The following is an 18,403-nucleotide window of genomic DNA, read 5'->3' as shown; positions in this document are numbered from 1 at the left end:
TTGGCCAGCCGGGCGTAGAGTGGCCGAGGATTCAGCGAACACTTGTAAACCCAAAGTTTCGCACCGTCTGCTCCCGGAAGGGCACGCCATGATCCTGCTCACCGCCCTGATCGCCATGGGCGTTCTCGTCGGCGCCGCCGCCCACACCTCGCTCCCGGTCTTCCTCACCGCCTCCGCCGCCATCGCCGCCTGGCTGCTCGCGTTCGGTGCCCGCGAGGGCATCGCCCGACTGCGTCAGCGCTGAGCCGGTACCCCCTACGCCCGCCGGCCTTCTGACCCACCGGCCTCCGCCCTCCTCGGAAGGACTCACCACCACCATGAGCACCGCCACGAGTACTGCCACGAGTGCCGCCACGAGTGCCAGCGCTGTCACGAGCACCGCCGCCCGCACCACCACCCGTACCGCCGTGGGCGACGCGGGTACGGGCACGACGCGCCGTCACACCGCCTCCGAAGCCGACAACCTGGCCGTCGCCTCCTTCCTGCTCGGCCTGCCCGGCCTGCTGCTCTTCAACATCGTCCTCGGACCGCTCGCCATCGTCCTCGCCACGCTCGCCCTCGTCCGGGGCACCCGTCGCCGCGGACGCGCCGTTCTCGGCCTGGTGCTCGGCGTCACCGCCCTGGCCCTCCTGGCCGTCACCACCGCCGCCGACCACGGTGTGCTCTGGCAGATCGGCACCTGAGCCGCAACCGGCTCGGGCGGCGGGCCCCGGATGGCGGGCGCGCTCATGTGATGAGCACTGGATGGCAGGTGCACCCGGATGACGGGCGCACTCGGACGGCGAGCCCCGATTGGCGGGGACGCTCGGGTAGCCCGGCCGTGCGGCCCTGCGGCCTCCGCGGACCGCTCTGGCCAGCACAGGAACCACGCCACTCGAACGACTGATCCAGCCAATCCGCGGCGCCGCACCCGCCCGTCCCCGTACTGTGGCGCTATCGGCCGGGTGAATGTATGGGGGCTGGAGTGACGACCGAGTACCAGAGTGACGCGCAGTCGGGACGGACGGGAGGCCCCGGCGCCCCCGGACGGACGGGCCGGCTCCTCGCCGTGAGCGACCTCCACATCTCCTACCAGGAGAACCGCGACCTGCTGGAGAAGCTGGAGCCGGACTCCCCCGACGACTGGTTGATCGTCGCCGGCGACATCGCCGAAATCACCACCTCCATCGAGTGGAGCCTGGGCCTCCTGGCCGAACGCTTCGCCCGCGTGATCTGGGCCCCCGGCAACCACGAGCTGTGGACCCACCCCGACGACCCGGTACAGCTGCGCGGCGTGGCCCGTTACGAGTACCTGGTGGAGCTCTGCCGCCGTCTCGGTGTCGTGACCCCCGAGGATCCGTATCCGCTCTGGGAGGGCCCCGGCGGACCAGTCGCCGTGGCGCCGCTCTTCCTGCTGTACGACTACTCCTTCCGTGCGCCGGGGACGACCACCAAGGAGCAGTCCCTGGCAGCCGCCTACAGCAGCGGCGTGGTCTGCGCGGACGAGCGGATGCTCCACCCGGACCCGTTCCCGGACCGCGACTCCTGGTGCCGCGAACGCGTCCGGATCACCGAGGAGCGGCTCGCCGCCCACGACCCGGACCTGCCGCTGGTCCTGGTCAACCACTATCCGCTGGTGCGCCACCCCACCGAGGTCCTCTGGTATCCGGAGTTCGCCCAGTGGTGCGGCACCGAGCTGACGGCCGACTGGCACCGCCGCTTCAACACCGCCGCGATGATCTACGGCCATCTGCACATCCCCCGGGTGACCTCCTACGACGGCGTCCGCTTCGAGGAGGTCTCGCTCGGCTACCCCCGCGAGTGGCACCGCCGCGGCCTGCCGGACCCGCTGCTGCGGGAGGTGTTCCCGCAGGGCGGCTGAGGCCACCCTCCGGCCCGCGGCTTCGAGGTCCTGAGGTCCTGAGGTCCTGACGGCCGAGGGCCGAGAGCCAGAGGAGCTGAAGGCCGAAGGCCGGAGGAGCCGAGAGCCGGAGGTCCGGAGGCGTGGGCGGCCCGCAGTGCCGCGGCGTGGAGTCGCCGCGGCCCGCGGGTCCGCGGTGGGTGCGGCCCGGACCCGCACCCAACCGCCCGCCTCACTCCGTCGCGATCGCCCGGAGCACGTCCAGCCGCGCCGCCCGGCCCGCCGGACGGAGGCCGGCCACCGCGCCGGCCAGCAGCCCGGCCCCCAGCACCACCGCGAGCTGCCCCGGCGGTATCGCGAACGAGCCCGTCCCCGCGCTGTCCGAGGCCCGCACCAGCGCCCAGCCGAGGAAGGCTCCGAGAGCGAGCCCGCCCACCGTGCCGAACGCGGCCACCAGCACCGACTCCCAGCGCACCATGGCCCGCAACTGTGCCCTGGTCTGGCCGACCGCCCGCAGCAGACCCAGCTCCCTGGTCCGCTCGTGCACGGCCAGCGTCAGCGTGTTGGCGATGCCGAGCAGCGCGATCAGGACCGCGAGCGCCAGCAGTGCGTAGACCACCGAGAGCATCATGTCGACCCCTCCGGCAGCGCTCGCCGCGTACTCGTCCCGGTCCTGCACCTTCGGGTTCCCGAACGGGGCCGCGGCCTTCTCGACGGCCGCCTTGCCGGCCCCGAGTGCCACTCCGCTCTTCAGGCCCACGGCCACCATGGTGTCGGAGTCCTGGCCGCGATGCGGGGCCCAGGCCTGGCGGGTTATCAGGTAGTCGCCGGCCAGCCCGCCGCCTTCGTACAGGGCGCGGACGGTGAACGTACCGCTCGCGCCGTCCGTGAAGCCGACGGTGACGCTCTGGCCCAGCCTCCAGCCGTGCTGTCCGGCCTCGCTGCGCGAGACCGCCAGGCCGTCCGTGCCCAGGGCGTCGAGCGTGCCGTCGACCCGGCCGAGGTCGACGATCCCGGCCAGCCGCGCCGGATCGGTGACGTCCAGCGTCCGCCCGTGGCCGTCGATCCGTGCGACGCCGCGGCCGAGGCCCACCGTCTGCCGAACCTCGGGCAGTTGGGCCAGCGCGTCGGCCAGCTTCGGGCTGACCCCGCTGCCGCCCGCACCGAACGAGGGCGCGGTGACGGCGAGATCCCCGGCGAAGGAGGAACTCACCGTGGCGTCCAGGGTGGCCTTGACGGAAGCGCCGAACACTGTGAACAGGGTGACCACGGCGACACCGATCATCAGCGCGCTCGCGGTCGCCGACGTCCGGCGCGGGTTACGGGCCGCGTTGCGCCGGGCCAGCGTGCCGGAGACCCCGCGCAGCCGGGGCAGCGGAGCACCGAGCGTCCTGACCGCGAAGGACGCGGCGACCGGACCGAGCACCACCACGCCCGCCAGGACGCCCAGCGCACCGGCGACGGTCAGCGTCACCGACGGCCCGTCGGTCGCACCGACGACGGCGGCCGGGACGCCGGCCGCGACCAGGAGGGCGCCGAGCGCCACCCGGACCGTGCCGGAGCGCCCCTCGGCCGCCCGGTCCACCCCGGTGTCGCGCAGCGCCGCCAGCGGCGCGGTGCGTCCGGCCCGTACGGCCGGCAGCAGCGCCGATCCCACCGCCACCACCGTGCCGACCAGCAGCGGCAGGACGACCGCGGCCGTGGTGATCACCATGCCGCCGGTCGGCAGCGAGAAGCCCAGCACCGAGAACAGCGCCTTGAGCCCGGCCGCCACCCCGATCCCACCGAGCAGTCCGCCGAGCGAGGCCAGTGCGCCGACGGCCAGCGCCTCGGCCAGCGTCGCGCCCAGCACTTGGCCGCGCACCGCGCCGAGCGCCCGGAGCAGCGCGTTCTCCCTCGTCCGCTGGGCGACCACGATGGCGAAGGTGTTGTGGATGGTGAAGGTCGCGACCAGCAGCGCGATCCCGGCGAAGACCAGCAGCAGCGTGGTGAACATGGTCAGGAACCGCCCGGACACCATGTCCGTGCTCTCCTGGGTGGCCGCCGCCCCGGTGACCGCCTCCACCCCGTCCGGCAGCTGCGGGGCGATCCGCGCCACCAGCTCGCCCTGCGGGATTCCGCCGGCGGCCCGGACCTGGATCGAGGCGGCCTGGCCGCTGCCCCTGGGCGTGAGGTAGCGCTCGGCGTCCCCGAAGGTCAGGGCCGTGAAGGTGCTCGGCCCCATCCCGTCGGCGCTGTCCCCGAAGGTGGCGATCCCGACGATGGTGACCGTCACCGGGTCGGGGGTGCGCAGTACGGTGGTCGAGCCGAGGTGCAGGCCCCCGGTCTTCGCCGCACCCCGGTTGATCACGGCCTCGCCGGGTGCGGCGGGCGCGCGGCCCTCCGAAAGCTTGTACGGGTTCAGCCGGCTGTCGCCGAGCCAGTTCCCGGCCAGGGTCGGCGGACCCTGCCCGCCGACGGGCTTGCCGTCACTGCCGACCAACTGGCCCGCGCCCTGGACGGACGGCTCGGCGGCCGCCACCCCGGGGACGGCGCGCAGCCGGTCGGCCAGCGCCGTGTCGACGGGTGCCCGGACACCGCCGGGCGTGCCCGGGGAGTCGAGCACCTCGGCACTGCGGACCACCACGTCCGTCCCGGCGTTGGCGTCGGCGAACAGGGTGTCGAAGTTGGCCCGCAGGGTGTCGCCGAGCACCATCGTCCCGGTCAGGAAGCTGACCCCGAGCAGGATCGACAGAAAGGTGCCGACCAGTCGGCGTCTGTGTTCGCGCAGGGAGCGCAGACTGAGCCGGACGGCGGTCGTCGTGGAGCTCATGCGCCCTCCTCCGTTCGCCCCGCAGGGGTGTGAGCCCCTGCCCTCACCGCGGTCGTCCGACTGCTTCGCCCGCTCATGACCGCCCCCGTTCGAAGGCCTTCATCCGGTCCAGCACCCCGCCGGCGGTGGGCCGCTCCATCCGGTCGACCAGGCGGCCGTCGGCGAGGAACAGCGCCTCGTCGGCGTGCCCGGCGGCCATCGGGTCGTGGGTGACCATGACGACCGCCTGCCCCATCTCGTCCACCGCGCGGCGCAGCAGCCCGAGCACCTCGCCGCCTGCGCGGGAGTCGAGGTTTCCGGTCGGCTCGTCGGCGAAGACCACCTGCGGCCGTCCGGCGAGCGCCCGGGCCACCGCCACGCGCTGTTGCTGGCCGCCCGAGAGCTCGCTCGGGCGGTGGTGGAGCCGGTCGCCGAGGCCGACGACGTCGATCAGCGCGTCCAGCCAGGCCTGGTCCGGCGCGGCGCCCGCCAGGTCCAGCGGGAGGGTGATGTTCTCCCGGACGGTGAGCGTGGGCACCAGGTTGAACGCCTGGAAGACGAAGCCGATCCGTTCCCGGCGCAGCAGGGTGAGCCGCCGGTCGCCGAGCGGGCCCAGCTCGGTGTCACCGATGTAGGCACTGCCGGCGGTGAGGGTGTCCAGCCCCGCCGCGCAGTGCATCAGGGTGGACTTGCCCGACCCGGAGGGGCCCATGATCGCGGTGAACCGCCCGGCCGGGAACTCGACCGTGACGTGGTCGAGCGCCCGGACCTCCGTTCCGCCGACGCCGTAGATCTTGACGGCGTCGGCGACCCGCGCGGCGGTGCCGCGTACGACATCGAGGGTGGTCACTTCCCGGCACCCACTCGGTAGTCGCCGCCGAACGAGCCGCGCTCCTGCGTGCGGCGTGTCTCGGTCAGCACGGCCCGCTTGGCGCGGTACTCGTCGGCGTCGATGTCGCCCTCGGCGTAGCGGCGGCCCAGTACGGCCATCGGGTGGTCCGGGCCGCCTCCGCAGCCCCGGCGCCAGACCGTCCGGCGCAGGAGGACGATCACGAGGAACACCACGGCGGCCCAGGCCAGCGGGATCAGCAGGATCCAGGGGCCCGGCCAGTGCCCGTCGTGGTCGGCCAGCAGCGTGTTCATGGTGCTTCATCTCCTCGGCGGTTGGCTTCAGGGGCCTCGGGACTGTTCCGAGGTGACCTCGGGAGGGTTCCCGAAGCGACCTCGGGGCGGTTCCCGAAGTGCTTTGAGCCTCCCGCCGGGGGAGCTACTCCCGCGTCCTCCGGGGAGCGGCAGTCGGGATACTCCCGTGGGAGTACGGACGGCCGCGCCGCAGGGATGCGGGGAGTACGGGCAGGACAGAAGTGGGGGTGGCGGGACAAGGAGTACCGGAGGTAGTGAGGTGCAGAGGGCGTGCTCACCCGCGGGGGCGGTCCGGAGGGTCGGACCGCGCCGCAGGGGCCGGGCCCCGCCTCAAGGGCCCGGCCGCACCGCGGACGCCGGGACGCACCGCAAGGCGCCGGGCCCCACCTCAGGAATCCGGGCCGCTCCTCAGCCCAGCCAGCCCGGCCGCACCAGACCCGACTCGTAGGCCAGCACGACGAGTTGCGCCCGGTCCCGCGCGCCGAGCTTCACCATCGCCCGGCTGACGTGCGTCTTCGCGGTCAGCGGGCTGACCACCAGCCGGCGGGCGATGTCCTCGTTGGAGAGCCCCATGCCGACCAACGCCAGGACCTCCCGCTCGCGCTCGGTGAGCACGGAGATGTCCGTCAGGCCCGCCGCCGCCGCCTCCGGCGCCTTCGAGCGGGCCGCGAACTCGCCGATCAGACGGCGCGTCACCCCGGGTGAGAGCAGTGCGTCCCCGGCGACCGCGACCCGGACCGCCCGTAGCAGCTCGGCCGGCTCGGTGTCCTTGACCAGGAACCCGGCCGCCCCCGACCGCAGCGCCTCGAAGACGTACTCGTCCAGCTCGAAGGTGGTCAGCACGACCACCCGGACCTCGGTCAGTGCCGGGTCGGTCGCGATCCTGCGGGTCGCCTCCAGCCCGTCCATCCGGGGCATCCGGATGTCCATCAGGACGACGTCCGGCAGGAGCTCGCGGGCCAGCCGGAGCGCGGCCTCTCCGTCGTCCGCCTCGCCGACGACGGTGAGGTCGTCCTGCATGTCGAGCAGCACGCGGAACCCCGCCCGTACCAGCAGCTGGTCGTCCGCCAGCAGTACCCGGATCACGCACCCTCCCGCTCATCGGTGGTCCCCGGGCCCGCTCCCGAGGTCCCCGGCCACTCGCCGGTGGCCCCCGGCGGCGCGCCCTCCGGCCGCGTCGGCAGCACCGCCCGGACCCGGAACCCGCCGCCCGCGGACGGCGCCACCGGCCCCGCCGTGATGCCGCCGCCGAACGCCGCGGCCCGCTCCTGCATCCCGGCCAGCCCACTGCCCGACCCGCCCGCGTCACCGGGCGAGGCCGGGCCCGGGTCGGCGACCACGACGACCAGGGCGTCGGGATCCGTCCAGTCCAGCACGACGACCGCCTGCCGGGCGATCGAGTGCCGGATCACGTTGGTCAGCGCCTCCTGGACGATCCGGAAGGCCGTCAGGTCGACGCCGGCGGACAGCGCTCGCCGGCTGCCCTTCTCGTGCACCTCCACCGCCAGCCCCACGTTGTCCGCCTGCTCGGTCAGCTCGTCGAGCCGGTCCAGCCCGGGCGCCGGGCCGCGCGGCGCCGCCGCCCCGGGCGCCCGCAGCGTCCCGAGCACCTGGCGGACCTCGCCGAGCGCCTCCTTGCTGGTCGCCTTGATCGTGGTCAGGGCCGTCCGCGCCTGCTCCGGCCGTCTGTCGATCAGCGCGAGCGCGACCCCGGCCTGGATGTTGATCAGCGACAGGCTGTGCGCCAGGATGTCGTGCAACTCCCGCGCCATCCGGAGCCGTTCCTCGTTGGCCCGGCGTTGCGCCAGCTGCTGCTCGTACTCCCGGTGGGCGGCCATCTGCTCCCGCCGGAACCGCACGATCTCGGCGACCGACACCACCAACAGCAGCCAGGCGATCAGCGCCAGCTCCTGCCACCAGGTGATCGTCGACGGCGCCGCGCGCTGCCAGTCGGCCGGCACCGCGAAGGTGACCAGCGCATGGACGAGGTAGACCCCGCCGAGCCCGGCCCAGGCGGCCCGGCGGTGCCCGGAGCCGATCGCCGTACAGCAGGCGATCACCCAGCTCAGGAAGACCGGCCCGTACGGGTACCCGGCGGTCACGTACACCGCCGTGACCAGCGAGGTGCCCGCCACCACCGCCACCGGCCACCTGCGGCGCAGCACGAGCAGCGCGGGCCCGAGCAGCAGCAGGAGGTAGCCGAAGGCGTCCAGCGGGACCCGCCCGCTCTGGTGCCTCGCGGCCGCGGAGGACCCGACCACCTGGACCACCGCGACCACGATCGCCGCGGCCACCGGCCACCCCGCCTTGGCGGCCCGCACCCACGGCGGACGCCACGGCTCGGCGAGCCCGCCCGCAGGCGCGCCGAACCCGCCGGGGGGCGTCCAGCGGGACCCGCCCGGCACGGGGTGCTCCTCCGGCGCGGGGTGATCCTCCGGCGGCCCGGAACCCGCCGACGGCGGCCGAGGTGTACGCGGCGTCATGCCCGGAAGGCTAGACCCCGCACACGCCCCGCCGCGTCACCCCGGAGTTGCGTTCGGGCGTACTCCCGCGGGAGTACGCCCGAACGCAAGCTCTACTCCCGGCCCCTGCTCCCCTCTACCCCTCCACCCTCGTGTCCGCCTCCGCCTCCGCCTCCACCTCCACCTTCGCCTTCGCCTCATCGAAGGCCGCCGAGGCCTCCGGCCGGGCGAGCGTCACCACCAGCTCCCCGTCGTCCACCCCCGCGATCAACGTGTCACCCTCCTGCACGCTGCCGTCCAGCAACAGGTTGGAGACCCTGTTGTCCAGCTCCGACTGGATGGTCCGGCGCAGTGGCCGCGCCCCGAACTCCGGCTGGTAGCCCCGGTTCACCAGCCACTCCCGGGCCTCCTCGGTGACCTCCAGCCCCACGTCCTGCGCCTTCAGCCGGCGCCGGCTGCGGTCCAGCATCAGATCGACCACCTGGAGCAGGTCCTTCCGGGTGAGCGCGTGGAAGACGATCACCTCGTCGATCCGGTTGAGGAACTCCGGGCGGAACTGCGCCCGGAGGTCCCTCATCAGGTCGTCCCTGATCTCGTCGACGTCACCCGCGTGGTCGAGGATCCGCTGCGAGCCGATGTTGCTGGTCATGATGACCACGGTGTTGCGGAAGTCGACCGTGCGCCCCTGGGCGTCCGTCAGCCGCCCGTCGTCCAGCACCTGGAGAAGCAGGTTGAAGACGTCCGGATGCGCCTTCTCCACCTCGTCGAAGAGCAGCACGCTGTACGGCTTGCGGCGGACCGCCTCGGTGAGCTGGCCGGCCTCGTCGTAGCCGACGTACCCGGGCGGCGAGCCGACCAGGCGGGAGACGGTGTGCTTCTCCTGGAACTCGCTCATGTCGAAGCGGATCATCCGGTCCGGGTCGCCGAACAGCAGCTCCGCCAGCGCCTTGGCCAGCTCGGTCTTGCCGACGCCGGTCGGGCCGAGGAAGAGGAAGGAGCCGGTCGGCCGCTCCGGGTCGCCCATCCCGGCCCGGCCGCGCCGCACGGCCTGGGCGACCGCCGTCACCGCCTGGTCCTGCCCGATGACCTTCCGGTGCAGGTGCTCCTCCAGCTTGAGCAGCCGCTCGCGCTCGGTCGCGTTCAGCTCGGCGACCGGGATGCCGGTCCGCCGCGAGAGCACCTGCGCGATGTCGTCCGCGGTGACCTCGACGACCTCCTCGCGGCCCTCGGCGATCGCGGCCAGCTCGTCCTCGGTCTGCCGCAACTCGGTCTTCAGGTTGGCCGCCCGCACGAACTCCTCGTCCGCGACCGCCTCCTCCAACTCCCGGCGCAGCTTGCTGATCCGCTCCTGAACCGGCATCGCCTTGGTCGAACCGCTCAGACTGCGCAGCCGCACCCGCGCACCGGCCTGGTCGAGCAGGTCGATCGCCTTGTCGGGCAGGAACCGGTCGCTGACGTACCGGTCGGAGAGGGTCGCGGCGGCATCCAGCGCCTCGTCGGTGAACCGCACCTGGTGATGGGCCTCGTACGCGTCGCGCAGCCCCTGCAGAATCTCGATCGTCTCCCCGACGGTCGGCTCGGGCACCAGCACCGGCTGGAACCGCCGCTCCAACGCGGCGTCCTTCTCGACGTGCTTGCGGTACTCGTCCAGCGTGGTGGCGCCGACCACACTCAGCTCCCCCCGGGCCAGGGCCGGCTTGAGGATGTTGCCCGCGTCCATCGAGCCGTCGCCGCCACCACCCGCGCCGACCACGGTGTGCAGCTCGTCCAGGAAGAGGATCACGCTCTTCTCGGCCGCCGTGACCTCGTCGATCACGCTCTTCAACCGCTCCTCGAACTCACCCCGGTACTTGGAACCGGCCACCAGCGCGGTGAGGTCGAGGGTGACCACCCTCTTGTCCCTGAGGCTCTGCGGCACCTCCCCGGAGACGATCCGCTGCGCCAGGCCCTCGACGATCGCCGTCTTGCCGACGCCCGGCTCGCCGATCAGCACCGGATTGTTCTTGGTCCGCCGGGAGAGGATCTCGACGGTCTGCTCGATCTCCTCGGCCCGCCCGACCACCGGGTCCAGCCGGCCGGAGCGCGCCTCCTCGGTGAGGTCCCGGCCGTACTCGTCCAGAGTCGGGGTCTGGCTCGGGTGCGCGCCGGTGCTGCTGCGTTCACCGCCCACGCCGCGCCCGTCCAGCACGGTGCGCAGCGCCTCCTGCGAGGGGGCCGCGTTGCGCAGGGCAGTGCCCGCGCCCGAGCGCTCCTCCTCCAGCAGGGCGCCGAGGATGTGCTCCGGCCCGATGTAGGAGGCGCCGGCGGCCTGCGACCGGGCGTGCGCGGCGAGCAGCGCGCGCTTCGCCGAGGGGGTGAGTGCGGGCCGCCCGTCCCGCTCGACCTCCGCGGTCCCGGTCGGCAGCCCGGTACTCAGGTCGTCGGCGAGCCGGTCCGGATCGACCCCCGCCCGCTCCAGCATCCGCCGTGAGGGCTCCACCCGGGTGGCCGCCCAGACCAGGTGCGCGGTGTCGAGGTCCCTGCTCCCGTCCTCGGCGGCGCGGTGCGCGGCGAGGGCCAGCAGCTCCTGCGAGGACTCGCTCAGCATCCGCCCGATCGGCACCCGCTGAACCGCCGGCGGGGAGGCCAGCGGGCTCATGCCGAAGAACCGGCTGAGCAGGTCGGAGAACGGATCGTTCGACCCGAACGGGGGCATCGTCACGGTGGATCACCTCTCCCAAACGATTTGAGCCCACACAAACACAGGCCCCGTTCACCCGCCTCCCGGGACGATCCGTTGGCGGCCCGGTGCCTCACCGCGTGCTTGCCTCAGCACATGCATGGCTCAGCGCATGCGTGCCTCACCGCACGCGGGCCTCACCGCAGGCGGGCCTCAGCCCGTGAAGTGGTCAAGCAGCACGCCCCCGCTGTACGTGACGACCATCGCGAGCATGCCGCCCGCGACGTTGCGCAGCACCGCCCGGACCACCCCGGCCCCGCCCAGCCGGGCACTCGTCCAACCCGACGCGGTGAGCGCCACCAGGACGGCCAGCACCGTCACCACCAGGCGCCAGGACTCCGGCGGGATCAGCACCGAGAGCAGCGGCACCAGCGCGCCCAGGGTGAAGGCCGCGGCACTGGCGACCGCCGCCTGCCAGGGGTTGGTGAGGGCCTTCGGGTCGATTCCCAGCTCGGTGTGCGCGTGCGCGGCAAGCGCGTCCCGCTCGGTGAGCGCCACGGCCACCTCGCGGGCGAGCCCGTCGTCCAGCCCGCTGCCGCGGAAGAAGTCGGTCAGTTCGTCCAGTTCACCCTCCGGGTCCTCCGCGAGCTCGCGCCGCTCCTTCGCCAACGCGGCCTGCTCGGTGTCCCGTTGGGTGCTGACCGAGACGTACTCCCCGGCCGCCATCGACATCGCCCCGGCCAGAAGCCCTGCCACGCCCGCCGCAACCAGTGCCGTCCGCGACCCGGACGCGCCGGCGACACCGGTCACGATGCCCGCCGTGGACACCACGCCGTCGTTGGCGCCGAGCACGGCCGCACGCAGCCAGTTGAGCCTCGACGACAGTTCGGCCCGGCTGCTGCCGTCCTCGTCGGGCTTCGTCACCGCCACGGACCGCCGTCCATCCAGGACCACTCCCCGTCACTGCTCGGCGCTCTCCTCAGCCCCTCGATGATCTCCCTGCCCGCCTGCGGCCGCACGCCGCCGCACGTCCGCCAGGAGCTTGCCCAGCAGTCCGACGAGCTGCTCCCGCTCCGACTCCGACAGCCCGCCGACCAGTTCGGCCTCCCGGCCCAGCACCACGTCCACCGACCGTTCGACCAACGCGTGCCCGTCCGCCGTCAGCGACACCAGGACGGCACGCCGCCCGCCCTCGCCCGCCTCCTCCGGCGCCCGCGCCACCAGCCCCTGCCGCTCGGCACGGGCGACCCGCTGCGAGATCGCCCCCGCCGTCACCAGCGTGCGGCGGGCCAGCTCCCGGGTGGTGAGCGTGTACGGCGCCCCCGAGCGGCGCAGCACCGAGAGCAGGTCGAGCGTGGCCGCGTCGATCCCGGCCGCCCGCAGGGCCCGGCCCCGGTCGTCCGTGAACACCTTCGCCAGCCACCAGATCGGCGTCACGATCTCGATCGATCCGGTCGGCGTCCCGGGCCGCTCCCGCTGCCAGGCCGCGGCGATCCCGGCCGCAGTGATCCCGGTCGCGTTGCTCTCCACCATCGCGCACACCCTCCTGCTACGTTTAGACCTAAACATACTTCCGGGGGGAGTCACATGTCCCGCACCACCCCGCACAACACGCCGCACGTCACGCCGCACAACACGCCGCACAACACGCCGCACGCCAGCACGAACACCGTGCCGCGCACCGTGCTCGTCACCGGCGGCACCAGCGGCATCGGCCGCGCCGTCGCCGAACTCTTCGCCGCCACCGGCGACCGGGTCGTCCTCACCGGCCGGCACCCCGACACCGTCGAACGCACGGCCGCCGACCTGTCCGCCCGCGGCGTCGTCTGCGACGCCACCGACCCCGCCCAGGTCGCCGAACTCGCCGCCGGCCTCCCCGAACTCGACGTCCTCGTCAACGCCGCCGGCGGCCTCCCCGACCCCGCCCCGGACGACCTCCCGCCGCTCGAAGCCCTGCTCGCCGGTTGGCAGGCCAACCTCGCCCAGAACCTCCTGACGGCCGTCCTCACCACCACCGCCGTCCGCCCGGCACTCGCGCCCGGCGGCTCGGTGATCAGCATCGGCTCCATCGGCGCCGAACGCCGCGGCGGCGCCTACGGCGCGGCAAAAGCGGCCCTGGCCGCCTGGAACGCCGCGCTCTCCGCCGAACTCGGCCCGCTCGGCGTGACCGCCAACGTCATCGCCGCCGGCTACGTCGAGGGCACCAACTTCTTCCGGGGCGCCCTCACCCCCGAACGCCGCGCCGCCCTCATCGCCGAGACCCACACCAACCGCCCGGGCACCCCCGCCGACATCGCCCACACCGCCCACTTCCTCGCCTCCCCCGGCGCCCGCCACCTCACCGGCCAGACCCTCCACCTCAACGGCGGCGCCCACACCACCCGCTGACCTCAGCCCCCACCGCGCAATGCCAGGCAACCCCGGAGGCCGTACGGTCTCCGGGGCATCCCGAAAGCGTGGGTACGGACGATGTGGCCGAACCTCGCCCCTCCCCGACCGGCCGACGGCGTTCGCGAGCCGCGCCGCCCGGGCATGCTGACCAGGTGTCAGGCGTGAGGCTTACGGCGTACGCGTCATGCGTCTGGGCCGGGGAGGGCGGAGCCGCGTGGAGGAACTGTCGGTCAGGCCATGGCGGAAGCCCGGCAGGTGGCGGCTGTACGTCAACAGAGCCGGTTCCCGGGGTGCTTCGGTCGCATGGCTCGACTGCCTGACCGGCGTGATCGAGATCCAGGACCCCGCGTCCGAGGCCGCCGCACTGGCGAAGGTCGAAGAGTGGTGCGCGGTCCACGGACAGTCCGTGCCCCCGCGGACCGTCAGGCGCCGTGGAGGCGCAACCGTGCCGGCGCCACCCAGGGTGCCCGCGTCGCGGCAACGGGCCGGTACGCCGTTCCTGCCGCCGATGCGGGGTGAGGACGACCTTTCGCTGAACGCCCCCGGAGCCGGGCTGGAAAGCATGCTCCGGCAGGAGGAGCAGTCACACAACATCTGGGTTCGCCTGGTGGCCAAGGTGACCCGGAACCCGCTCGCCACCCCGACGACGCTCCTGGGACTGGAGGGCGAACGGATCGTCGGAGCCGCCCTGGAGCCGCTGAGGGCCTCGGGGTGGAAGGTCCTGCACGGCGTTCCGCTGCCCAGTGGGTCCGACATCGACCATGTGGTGATCGGCCCGCCCGGCGTCTTCACGATCAACACCAAGCACCACCCGGACGCCACCGTGCGGGTCGGCGACAGGATGGTCAGCGTCAACCGCAACAGCTTCCCCTACCTGGCGAACGCCGAGTTCGAGGCATCGCGGACGACGGGGCTGCTGGAGGAGTGGTGCGGGTTCGAGGTACCGGTCCACCCGGTCATCGCCGTGGTCGGCGCCCGGAAGATCAGCCACGGCGGGGCGTCGTCCGTGCTCGTCGTCGCCGGCGAGCAGATCGCCTCGAACCTCCCGTCGGCGCCAACGCGGCTCGCGCCGAGGCACGTTGACATGGTCTTCAGGGTCGCGCGACACCGCCAGGTCTGGAGCCGGATCGGCAGTCGCCACAGGAAGGCCCAGTAGCTCAACTCGCCCGAGGCACCCCGATGAGCGACCGGCCGTCGTGCCTGCGCATGCGCGGCGCCACCGCTTGCCGGAACGTGCCGAGCGGGCGGACGGCGGATACCCGAGAGCACGCCGAGGGGGTGCACGACCATCCCTCCACCTCGGCACAGGCCTCCCTGGCCGATCCCCCACGGCCGGGGATGCTGCCACGCCTGGCCAGCATCCTGCACCTGCATAAACGCCGTGATCATTTAGGAGGAATTCAGGGGACCGACTCCCCCGAGTGAGCCATCAGGCGGACTCAGGCGCCCCGCAGAGGGACCGCGTTAACGACTGCGACTCCGGCCGGGCTGGCCGTGAACGCCCCCACAGCCACGCAGTGCCAGGACAATCAACACGACGCGCTTGACCACACGAACCGGCTACTCAAGCGCCGCCACCGATGTCAGCCCGAGATGCCAAAAGGCCCGCAGCATGATCGCTGCGGGCCTTGTGGGCTGGTGGGCGCGGACGGTTTCGAACCGCCGACATCTGCTTTGTAAGAGCAGCGCTCTACCACTGAGCTACGCGCCCCCGGCCGTGGCCCGGGGTGGGCAACGGCGACTGCCTAGGGTACCCGGTCCCGGGGGTGGTGTGGTGCAGGTGGTCGGGGAGTGGGACGGGTGGGGTGCCGGTGGGGTGGGGTGATCGGGAAGAATGGGGGGCGGATCAGCGGTCGGAACAGGGAGCGCGCAGTGAGGGTGGCCGGCGGGAGCAGGCGGGGGCGGCGACCGGGGAGTGCTGTGGCCGAGGCGCTGGTGTTGCCGCTCGTGGTGGCGGGCGCGCTGGGGGCGGCCGGGGCGTCGGCGTTCGGAAGCGCCGGGGGCGGCCGGGGCGGCGGCTGGTGGGGGCGGCGTGGTGGCGAGGGCGTGCGGGCGGACGCCCGGGCGGCCCGGGACGCTGCGCAGCAGGCGTTCTACGAGCTGGACTCGACGCAGCGCGAGGTGCGGCTGGCCGTGGAGACGGTGCGCGCGGCGGAGGACGGCGCGGCCGCCCGGCAGGCGGCGGCGGACTTCGCGGCGATCTCCGGCCGGGTCGACCAGGTGACCGTGAACTACCTGGCGGCGCTCGACGCGCACGACCTGGACGCGGAGGAGCTGGAGTCCGGGGCGGCGGCGCGGGCCCGGCACCAGCTGGAGGACGTGAAGGGGCAGCTCGGGCAGGCGCTGGCGGAGCTGAACGGCTTCCTGCAGCGGTTGCAGCCGTCGCTTCAGCACGCCGAGTCGCAGCTGATGCGGGTGACGCCGGCGGTGGAGCAGGCCAAGCGGGCTCTGCTGGCGGCGACCACCGCGCTGGAGTCCGTGCGCGGGGCGGGCCTGAAGGCGGACGACCTGGCGGCCCGGCTGGCCGAGCTGGCGCCGGAGCTGGGCCGGCTGAACGAGGGCGCCGGTCGGCACGGGGTGGCGGCGACGCTCCGGCGCGCGGAGCAGGTGAAGGAGCGGGCCGACGCGATCGCGGCGGACGCCTCGCACCTGCCGGAACGGGCGCGGGAGATCGACCGGCGGGTGGCCAGTCTGCGGACCAGGATCCAGGCGCTGGAGACCAAGGCCGCCACGGTGGAACCGGCGCTGAGCGAGTTGCGCCGGCGGTTCTCCACCGCGTGCTGGCAGGACCTCCAGCGGGTGCCGGACCAGGTGGCGGAGACGGGGCGAGCGGCGGAGCAGAAGCTCACCGAGGCGGCGCGGGCGCGCGACGAGCAGCGTTGGGCGGACGCGACGGGCGCGATCGGTACCGTGCGCGCCCTGCTGGACACCGCGGACGGCTCGGTGGTCGCCGTGAACGAGCGGCTGCGGCAGCTGAACGAGGTGCAGCACGACCCGAACCGGGAGATCGAGCGCACCCGCTTCGCCCTGCGCGACGCCCAACGGCTGGCGATGGCGGGCCGGCAGGCGCCGGACCCGCGGCACGCGGGCCCGCTGGACGCGGCGGTCGGGCGGCTCGACCGGGCGGTGGCGGAGCTGGAGGCGGCCGGCCGGCACCCCGACTACTGGCACTTCCTGACGGAGCTGGCAGGCGTGCGGGAGACGGCGGCGAAGGTGGTGGAGCTGATCCGCGGGGACATCGGCGGTCACCGGTAGCGCGGGCCTCCGCCGGAAGCCACTGGCCGTCCGAACGGGGAGAACCACAGGTCGGCGGCCACAACCCCCGGGTTACCCGTGAGTAACTTTGTCGGGTAGAGTCCCGCCATGGCTCGTAAGCGCAGCATCCCGGCCCGCACGCTCCGGCGCGGGATCAACTTCTGGCCGCCGTTCCTGTTCGCCGGAATCCGGGTGCTGACCCTCTCGGACGACTTCCGGCGGACGAAGGTCCGGCTCAGGCTCGGGCGGCTGAACCGCAACTACGTGGGCACGCACTTCGGCGGCTCGATCTTCGCGATGACCGACCCGTTCTGGATGCTGCTGGTGATGGAGAACCTCGGCCGCGACTACATGGTCTGGGACGCGGCGGCCGAGATCACCTTCGTCTCGCCCGGCCGGGGTGACGTCTTCGCCGAGTTCGTGCTCACCGAGGACCGGCTGGCCGAGATCCGCGAGCTGACCCAGGAGGGCAAGAAGGCCCTGGTCTGGTTCGACACCGAGGTCCTGGCGGCGGACGGCTCGGTGGTGGCCCGGGTGCGCAAGCAGCTGTACGTACGGGAGAAGCGCCGCACCGCCTGAGGCTGGGTACCCTGCCGGTATGCCACGTTACGACTTCCGCTGCCGCTCCTGCGGCGCCACCTTCGAACTCCGCCGCACGATGGCGCAGGCCAACGACCCGGCGGTCTGCCCGCAGGGACACGAGGACACCGTGAAGCTGCTGTCGGCCGTCGCCGTCACCGGCGGGGCCTCCGGCGGCGCCGCGCAGCAGGCCCCGTCCGGGGGCGGGGGCGGGGGCTGCTGCGGCGGCGGTTGCTGCGGCTGACGCCGGTACCGGGCGGGGCTGCCCTGACGCCGGCACCGGGCACGCCGGGCACCGGGCCCGGGCGCACCAGCGCCAGGCAGGGCAACCCCGCCACCACCACTGAACGGACCAGTCATCGCCACCGCCGAACGGACCAGTAACCGCCACCGCCGAACGGAACGGTCGACGCGCAGCCGGAACGGTCAGCGCGCGACGACGGCGTCCACCTCGCCCCGGACCCGGGCCAGGAACTGACGGACGATCTCCTCCCCCGCCGCCACGCCCACCTGGTCGAGGGCCGTGACGCCGGGGGCCGTCCAGCCGCTGTCGGCGAGTTCTCCGTGGCCGGGGCGCCAGCCGAAGTCGGCGGCGAGCAGCAGGTCGGCGTCGAGCAGCGAGTCGCCGGCCGCCAGCACGGTGGCCCCGCCGACCCGACGCTCGACCTCGGCCAGGGCGGCGCTCTTGCTGAGCGGCGCCGGCACCGCGTACACCTTGCGGCCCTGCAACGAGACGGCCCAGCCGCGCTCGGCGCACCAGCCGGTGAGCTCCTCCAGCCAGCCGGCCGGCAGTTCGGCGCGCTCCACGACCAGGTAGGCGAAGAGGTCGTCGGCGACCCGGCGCTTGTGCGTCCACTCCGGGTCGGCGCAGAGCGCCAGGTGCTCGACCACCTCGGCCAGCGGCACCGACGCGGCGGCCAGCCGGCCGGCCACCTCGGCCTGCCAGTCCTCGTCCGGCACGCCGTCCACGAGCAGCCGACCGCCGTTGCTGCAGATCGCGTACGAGGGTATCCAACCGGGCGTCGGGCCGGGCAGGTTGACCCGCTCGTACTGCGTCCTGGTCCGGGTGGTGGCGGGGACGAGCAGGGCCTCCCGGGCCAGCTCCACCATCAGGGCGGCGGCCTGCTCGGTCATGAACGAGAGCGCCTTGCCGTCGTGCACCTCGACCGAGAGCAGCCGCGGGGCGAGCCGGTCGGGCACGTCCAGGGCGAGGGCGCGGTTGGAGTAGATCAGGGTGCGGTCGAGGTCGCTCGCGACCAGGAAACCACTGGGACTGCTCATCG

Annotated in this window: 17 protein-coding genes and 1 tRNA gene; 8 read left to right on the top strand and 10 right to left on the bottom strand. The window is 73.6% G+C overall.

What is annotated here, in order from left to right; all coding sequences use genetic code 11:
- Positions 1 to 88: 88 nt before the first annotated feature.
- The 3 genes from J5Y04_RS19910 (at position 89) to J5Y04_RS19900 (ending at position 1,861) form a co-directional block, all read left to right on the top strand.
- Positions 89 to 244, top strand: coding sequence for a hypothetical protein (locus J5Y04_RS19910; protein WP_174315750.1), 156 nt, complete (start codon positions 89 to 91; stop codon positions 242 to 244).
- A 73-nt stretch (positions 245 to 317) separates the two neighbouring features.
- On the top strand, positions 318 to 683 hold the full coding sequence (locus J5Y04_RS19905; protein ID WP_245205072.1) for a hypothetical protein: 366 nt from the start codon (positions 318 to 320) through the stop codon (positions 681 to 683).
- Positions 684 to 952: 269 nt separating this feature from the next.
- Positions 953 to 1,861 carry a metallophosphoesterase gene (locus J5Y04_RS19900; protein WP_209413420.1) on the top strand — a complete coding sequence of 303 codons (909 nt, stop codon included), beginning with the start codon at positions 953 to 955 and terminating at the stop codon, positions 1,859 to 1,861.
- A gap of 211 nt (positions 1,862 to 2,072) precedes the next feature.
- On the opposite strand, the gene J5Y04_RS19895 is transcribed toward J5Y04_RS19900, so the two are convergent.
- The 8 genes from J5Y04_RS19895 to J5Y04_RS19860 form a co-directional block, all read right to left on the bottom strand.
- Complete coding sequence (locus J5Y04_RS19895) at positions 2,073 to 4,652, bottom strand: ABC transporter permease (protein ID WP_209413419.1); 2,580 nt, start codon at positions 4,650 to 4,652, stop codon at positions 2,073 to 2,075.
- 73 nt (positions 4,653 to 4,725) lie between these two features.
- Positions 4,726 to 5,481, bottom strand: a complete 756-nt coding sequence (locus tag J5Y04_RS19890; RefSeq protein ID WP_209413418.1) for an ABC transporter ATP-binding protein — start codon at positions 5,479 to 5,481, stop codon at positions 4,726 to 4,728.
- Positions 5,478 to 5,774, bottom strand: a complete 297-nt coding sequence (locus J5Y04_RS19885; RefSeq protein WP_209413417.1) for an SHOCT domain-containing protein — start codon at positions 5,772 to 5,774, stop codon at positions 5,478 to 5,480. The genes J5Y04_RS19890 and J5Y04_RS19885 overlap by 4 nt, the downstream gene beginning before the upstream one ends.
- Before the next feature lie 408 nt (positions 5,775 to 6,182).
- Complete coding sequence (locus J5Y04_RS19880; protein ID WP_209413416.1) at positions 6,183 to 6,860, bottom strand: response regulator transcription factor; 678 nt, start codon at positions 6,858 to 6,860, stop codon at positions 6,183 to 6,185.
- The gene (locus tag J5Y04_RS19875; protein ID WP_307853203.1) at positions 6,857 to 8,179 is read right to left on the bottom strand and encodes a sensor histidine kinase; all 1,323 of its coding nucleotides are present in this window, start codon (positions 8,177 to 8,179) and stop codon (positions 6,857 to 6,859) included. Before J5Y04_RS19875 ends, J5Y04_RS19880 begins: the two co-directional genes overlap by 4 nt.
- A 193-nt stretch (positions 8,180 to 8,372) precedes the next feature.
- On the bottom strand, positions 8,373 to 10,931 hold the full coding sequence (locus J5Y04_RS19870) for an ATP-dependent Clp protease ATP-binding subunit (RefSeq protein WP_305852853.1): 2,559 nt from the start codon (positions 10,929 to 10,931) through the stop codon (positions 8,373 to 8,375).
- A gap of 177 nt (positions 10,932 to 11,108) precedes the next feature.
- A complete protein-coding gene (locus tag J5Y04_RS19865) occupies positions 11,109 to 11,819 on the bottom strand; it encodes a VIT family protein (protein ID WP_209413479.1) in 711 nt (236 codons plus the stop codon).
- A gap of 36 nt (positions 11,820 to 11,855) precedes the next feature.
- Positions 11,856 to 12,428 (bottom strand): MarR family winged helix-turn-helix transcriptional regulator, encoded by a 573-nt coding sequence (locus J5Y04_RS19860; RefSeq protein ID WP_245205071.1) that lies wholly within the window; start codon positions 12,426 to 12,428, stop codon positions 11,856 to 11,858.
- A gap of 138 nt (positions 12,429 to 12,566) precedes the next feature.
- Here J5Y04_RS19860 and J5Y04_RS19855 point away from each other — a divergent pair, with 138 nt between their 5' ends.
- Together J5Y04_RS19855 and J5Y04_RS19850 are read left to right on the top strand one after the other, a co-directional pair.
- Entirely contained in the window at positions 12,567 to 13,283 is a 717-nt protein-coding gene (locus tag J5Y04_RS19855; RefSeq protein ID WP_209413478.1) for an SDR family NAD(P)-dependent oxidoreductase, read from the top strand.
- Between the two features lie 511 nt (positions 13,284 to 13,794).
- Positions 13,795 to 14,442: a nuclease-related domain-containing protein gene (locus J5Y04_RS19850; RefSeq protein WP_209413413.1), complete on the top strand. Its 648-nt coding sequence runs from the start codon at positions 13,795 to 13,797 to the stop codon at positions 14,440 to 14,442.
- 480 nt (positions 14,443 to 14,922) lie between these two features.
- On the opposite strand, the gene J5Y04_RS19845 is transcribed toward J5Y04_RS19850, so the two are convergent.
- Positions 14,923 to 14,997, bottom strand: a tRNA-Val gene (locus J5Y04_RS19845).
- A 209-nt stretch (positions 14,998 to 15,206) separates the two neighbouring features.
- Here J5Y04_RS19845 and J5Y04_RS19840 point away from each other — a divergent pair.
- The 3 genes from J5Y04_RS19840 to J5Y04_RS19830 all read left to right on the top strand — a co-directional run bounded on the left by J5Y04_RS19840 (position 15,207) and on the right by J5Y04_RS19830 (position 17,364).
- The gene (locus tag J5Y04_RS19840) at positions 15,207 to 16,541 is read left to right on the top strand and encodes a hypothetical protein (RefSeq protein WP_307853201.1); all 1,335 of its coding nucleotides are present in this window, start codon (positions 15,207 to 15,209) and stop codon (positions 16,539 to 16,541) included.
- Positions 16,542 to 16,649: 108 nt separating this feature from the next.
- Positions 16,650 to 17,120 (top strand): DUF4442 domain-containing protein, encoded by a 471-nt coding sequence (locus J5Y04_RS19835; RefSeq protein ID WP_209413411.1) that lies wholly within the window; start codon positions 16,650 to 16,652, stop codon positions 17,118 to 17,120.
- A 19-nt stretch (positions 17,121 to 17,139) separates the two neighbouring features.
- Entirely contained in the window at positions 17,140 to 17,364 is a 225-nt protein-coding gene (locus J5Y04_RS19830) for a zinc ribbon domain-containing protein (RefSeq protein WP_148645294.1), read from the top strand.
- 182 nt (positions 17,365 to 17,546) lie between these two features.
- Here the strand turns inward: J5Y04_RS19830 and J5Y04_RS19825 are convergent, their stop codons facing one another.
- Complete coding sequence (locus J5Y04_RS19825; protein ID WP_209413410.1) at positions 17,547 to 18,401, bottom strand: HAD family hydrolase; 855 nt, start codon at positions 18,399 to 18,401, stop codon at positions 17,547 to 17,549.
- Between the last annotated feature and the right edge of the window lie 2 nt (positions 18,402 to 18,403).

Origin of the sequence: Kitasatospora sp. RG8 (assembly GCF_017813315.1) — a bacterium.
Classification (GTDB): Bacteria; Actinomycetota; Actinomycetes; order Streptomycetales; family Streptomycetaceae; genus Kitasatospora.
This window is presented reverse-complemented; position numbering and strand designations above follow the sequence as displayed.

What these genes read in the sequence shown, in the direction of transcription:
- J5Y04_RS19850 (WP_209413413.1), top strand. Translation starts at nt 13,795, where the DNA reads ATGCGGGGTGAGGACGACCTTTCGCTGAACGCCCCCGGAGCCGGGCTG.
- J5Y04_RS19830 (WP_148645294.1), top strand. Translation starts at nt 17,140, where the DNA reads ATGCCACGTTACGACTTCCGCTGCCGCTCCTGCGGCGCCACCTTCGAA.
- J5Y04_RS19870 (WP_305852853.1), bottom strand. Translation starts at nt 10,931, where the DNA reads ATGCCCCCGTTCGGGTCGAACGATCCGTTCTCCGACCTGCTCAGCCGG.
- J5Y04_RS19885 (WP_209413417.1), bottom strand. Translation starts at nt 5,774, where the DNA reads ATGAACACGCTGCTGGCCGACCACGACGGGCACTGGCCGGGCCCCTGG.
- J5Y04_RS19860 (WP_245205071.1), bottom strand. Translation starts at nt 12,428, where the DNA reads ATGGTGGAGAGCAACGCGACCGGGATCACTGCGGCCGGGATCGCCGCG.
- J5Y04_RS19825 (WP_209413410.1), bottom strand. Translation starts at nt 18,401, where the DNA reads ATGAGCAGTCCCAGTGGTTTCCTGGTCGCGAGCGACCTCGACCGCACC.
- J5Y04_RS19835 (WP_209413411.1), top strand. Translation starts at nt 16,650, where the DNA reads ATGGCTCGTAAGCGCAGCATCCCGGCCCGCACGCTCCGGCGCGGGATC.
- J5Y04_RS19910 (WP_174315750.1), top strand. Translation starts at nt 89, where the DNA reads ATGATCCTGCTCACCGCCCTGATCGCCATGGGCGTTCTCGTCGGCGCC.
- J5Y04_RS19905 (WP_245205072.1), top strand. Translation starts at nt 318, where the DNA reads ATGAGCACCGCCACGAGTACTGCCACGAGTGCCGCCACGAGTGCCAGC.
- J5Y04_RS19900 (WP_209413420.1), top strand. Translation starts at nt 953, where the DNA reads ATGGGGGCTGGAGTGACGACCGAGTACCAGAGTGACGCGCAGTCGGGA.
- J5Y04_RS19895 (WP_209413419.1), bottom strand. Translation starts at nt 4,652, where the DNA reads ATGAGCTCCACGACGACCGCCGTCCGGCTCAGTCTGCGCTCCCTGCGC.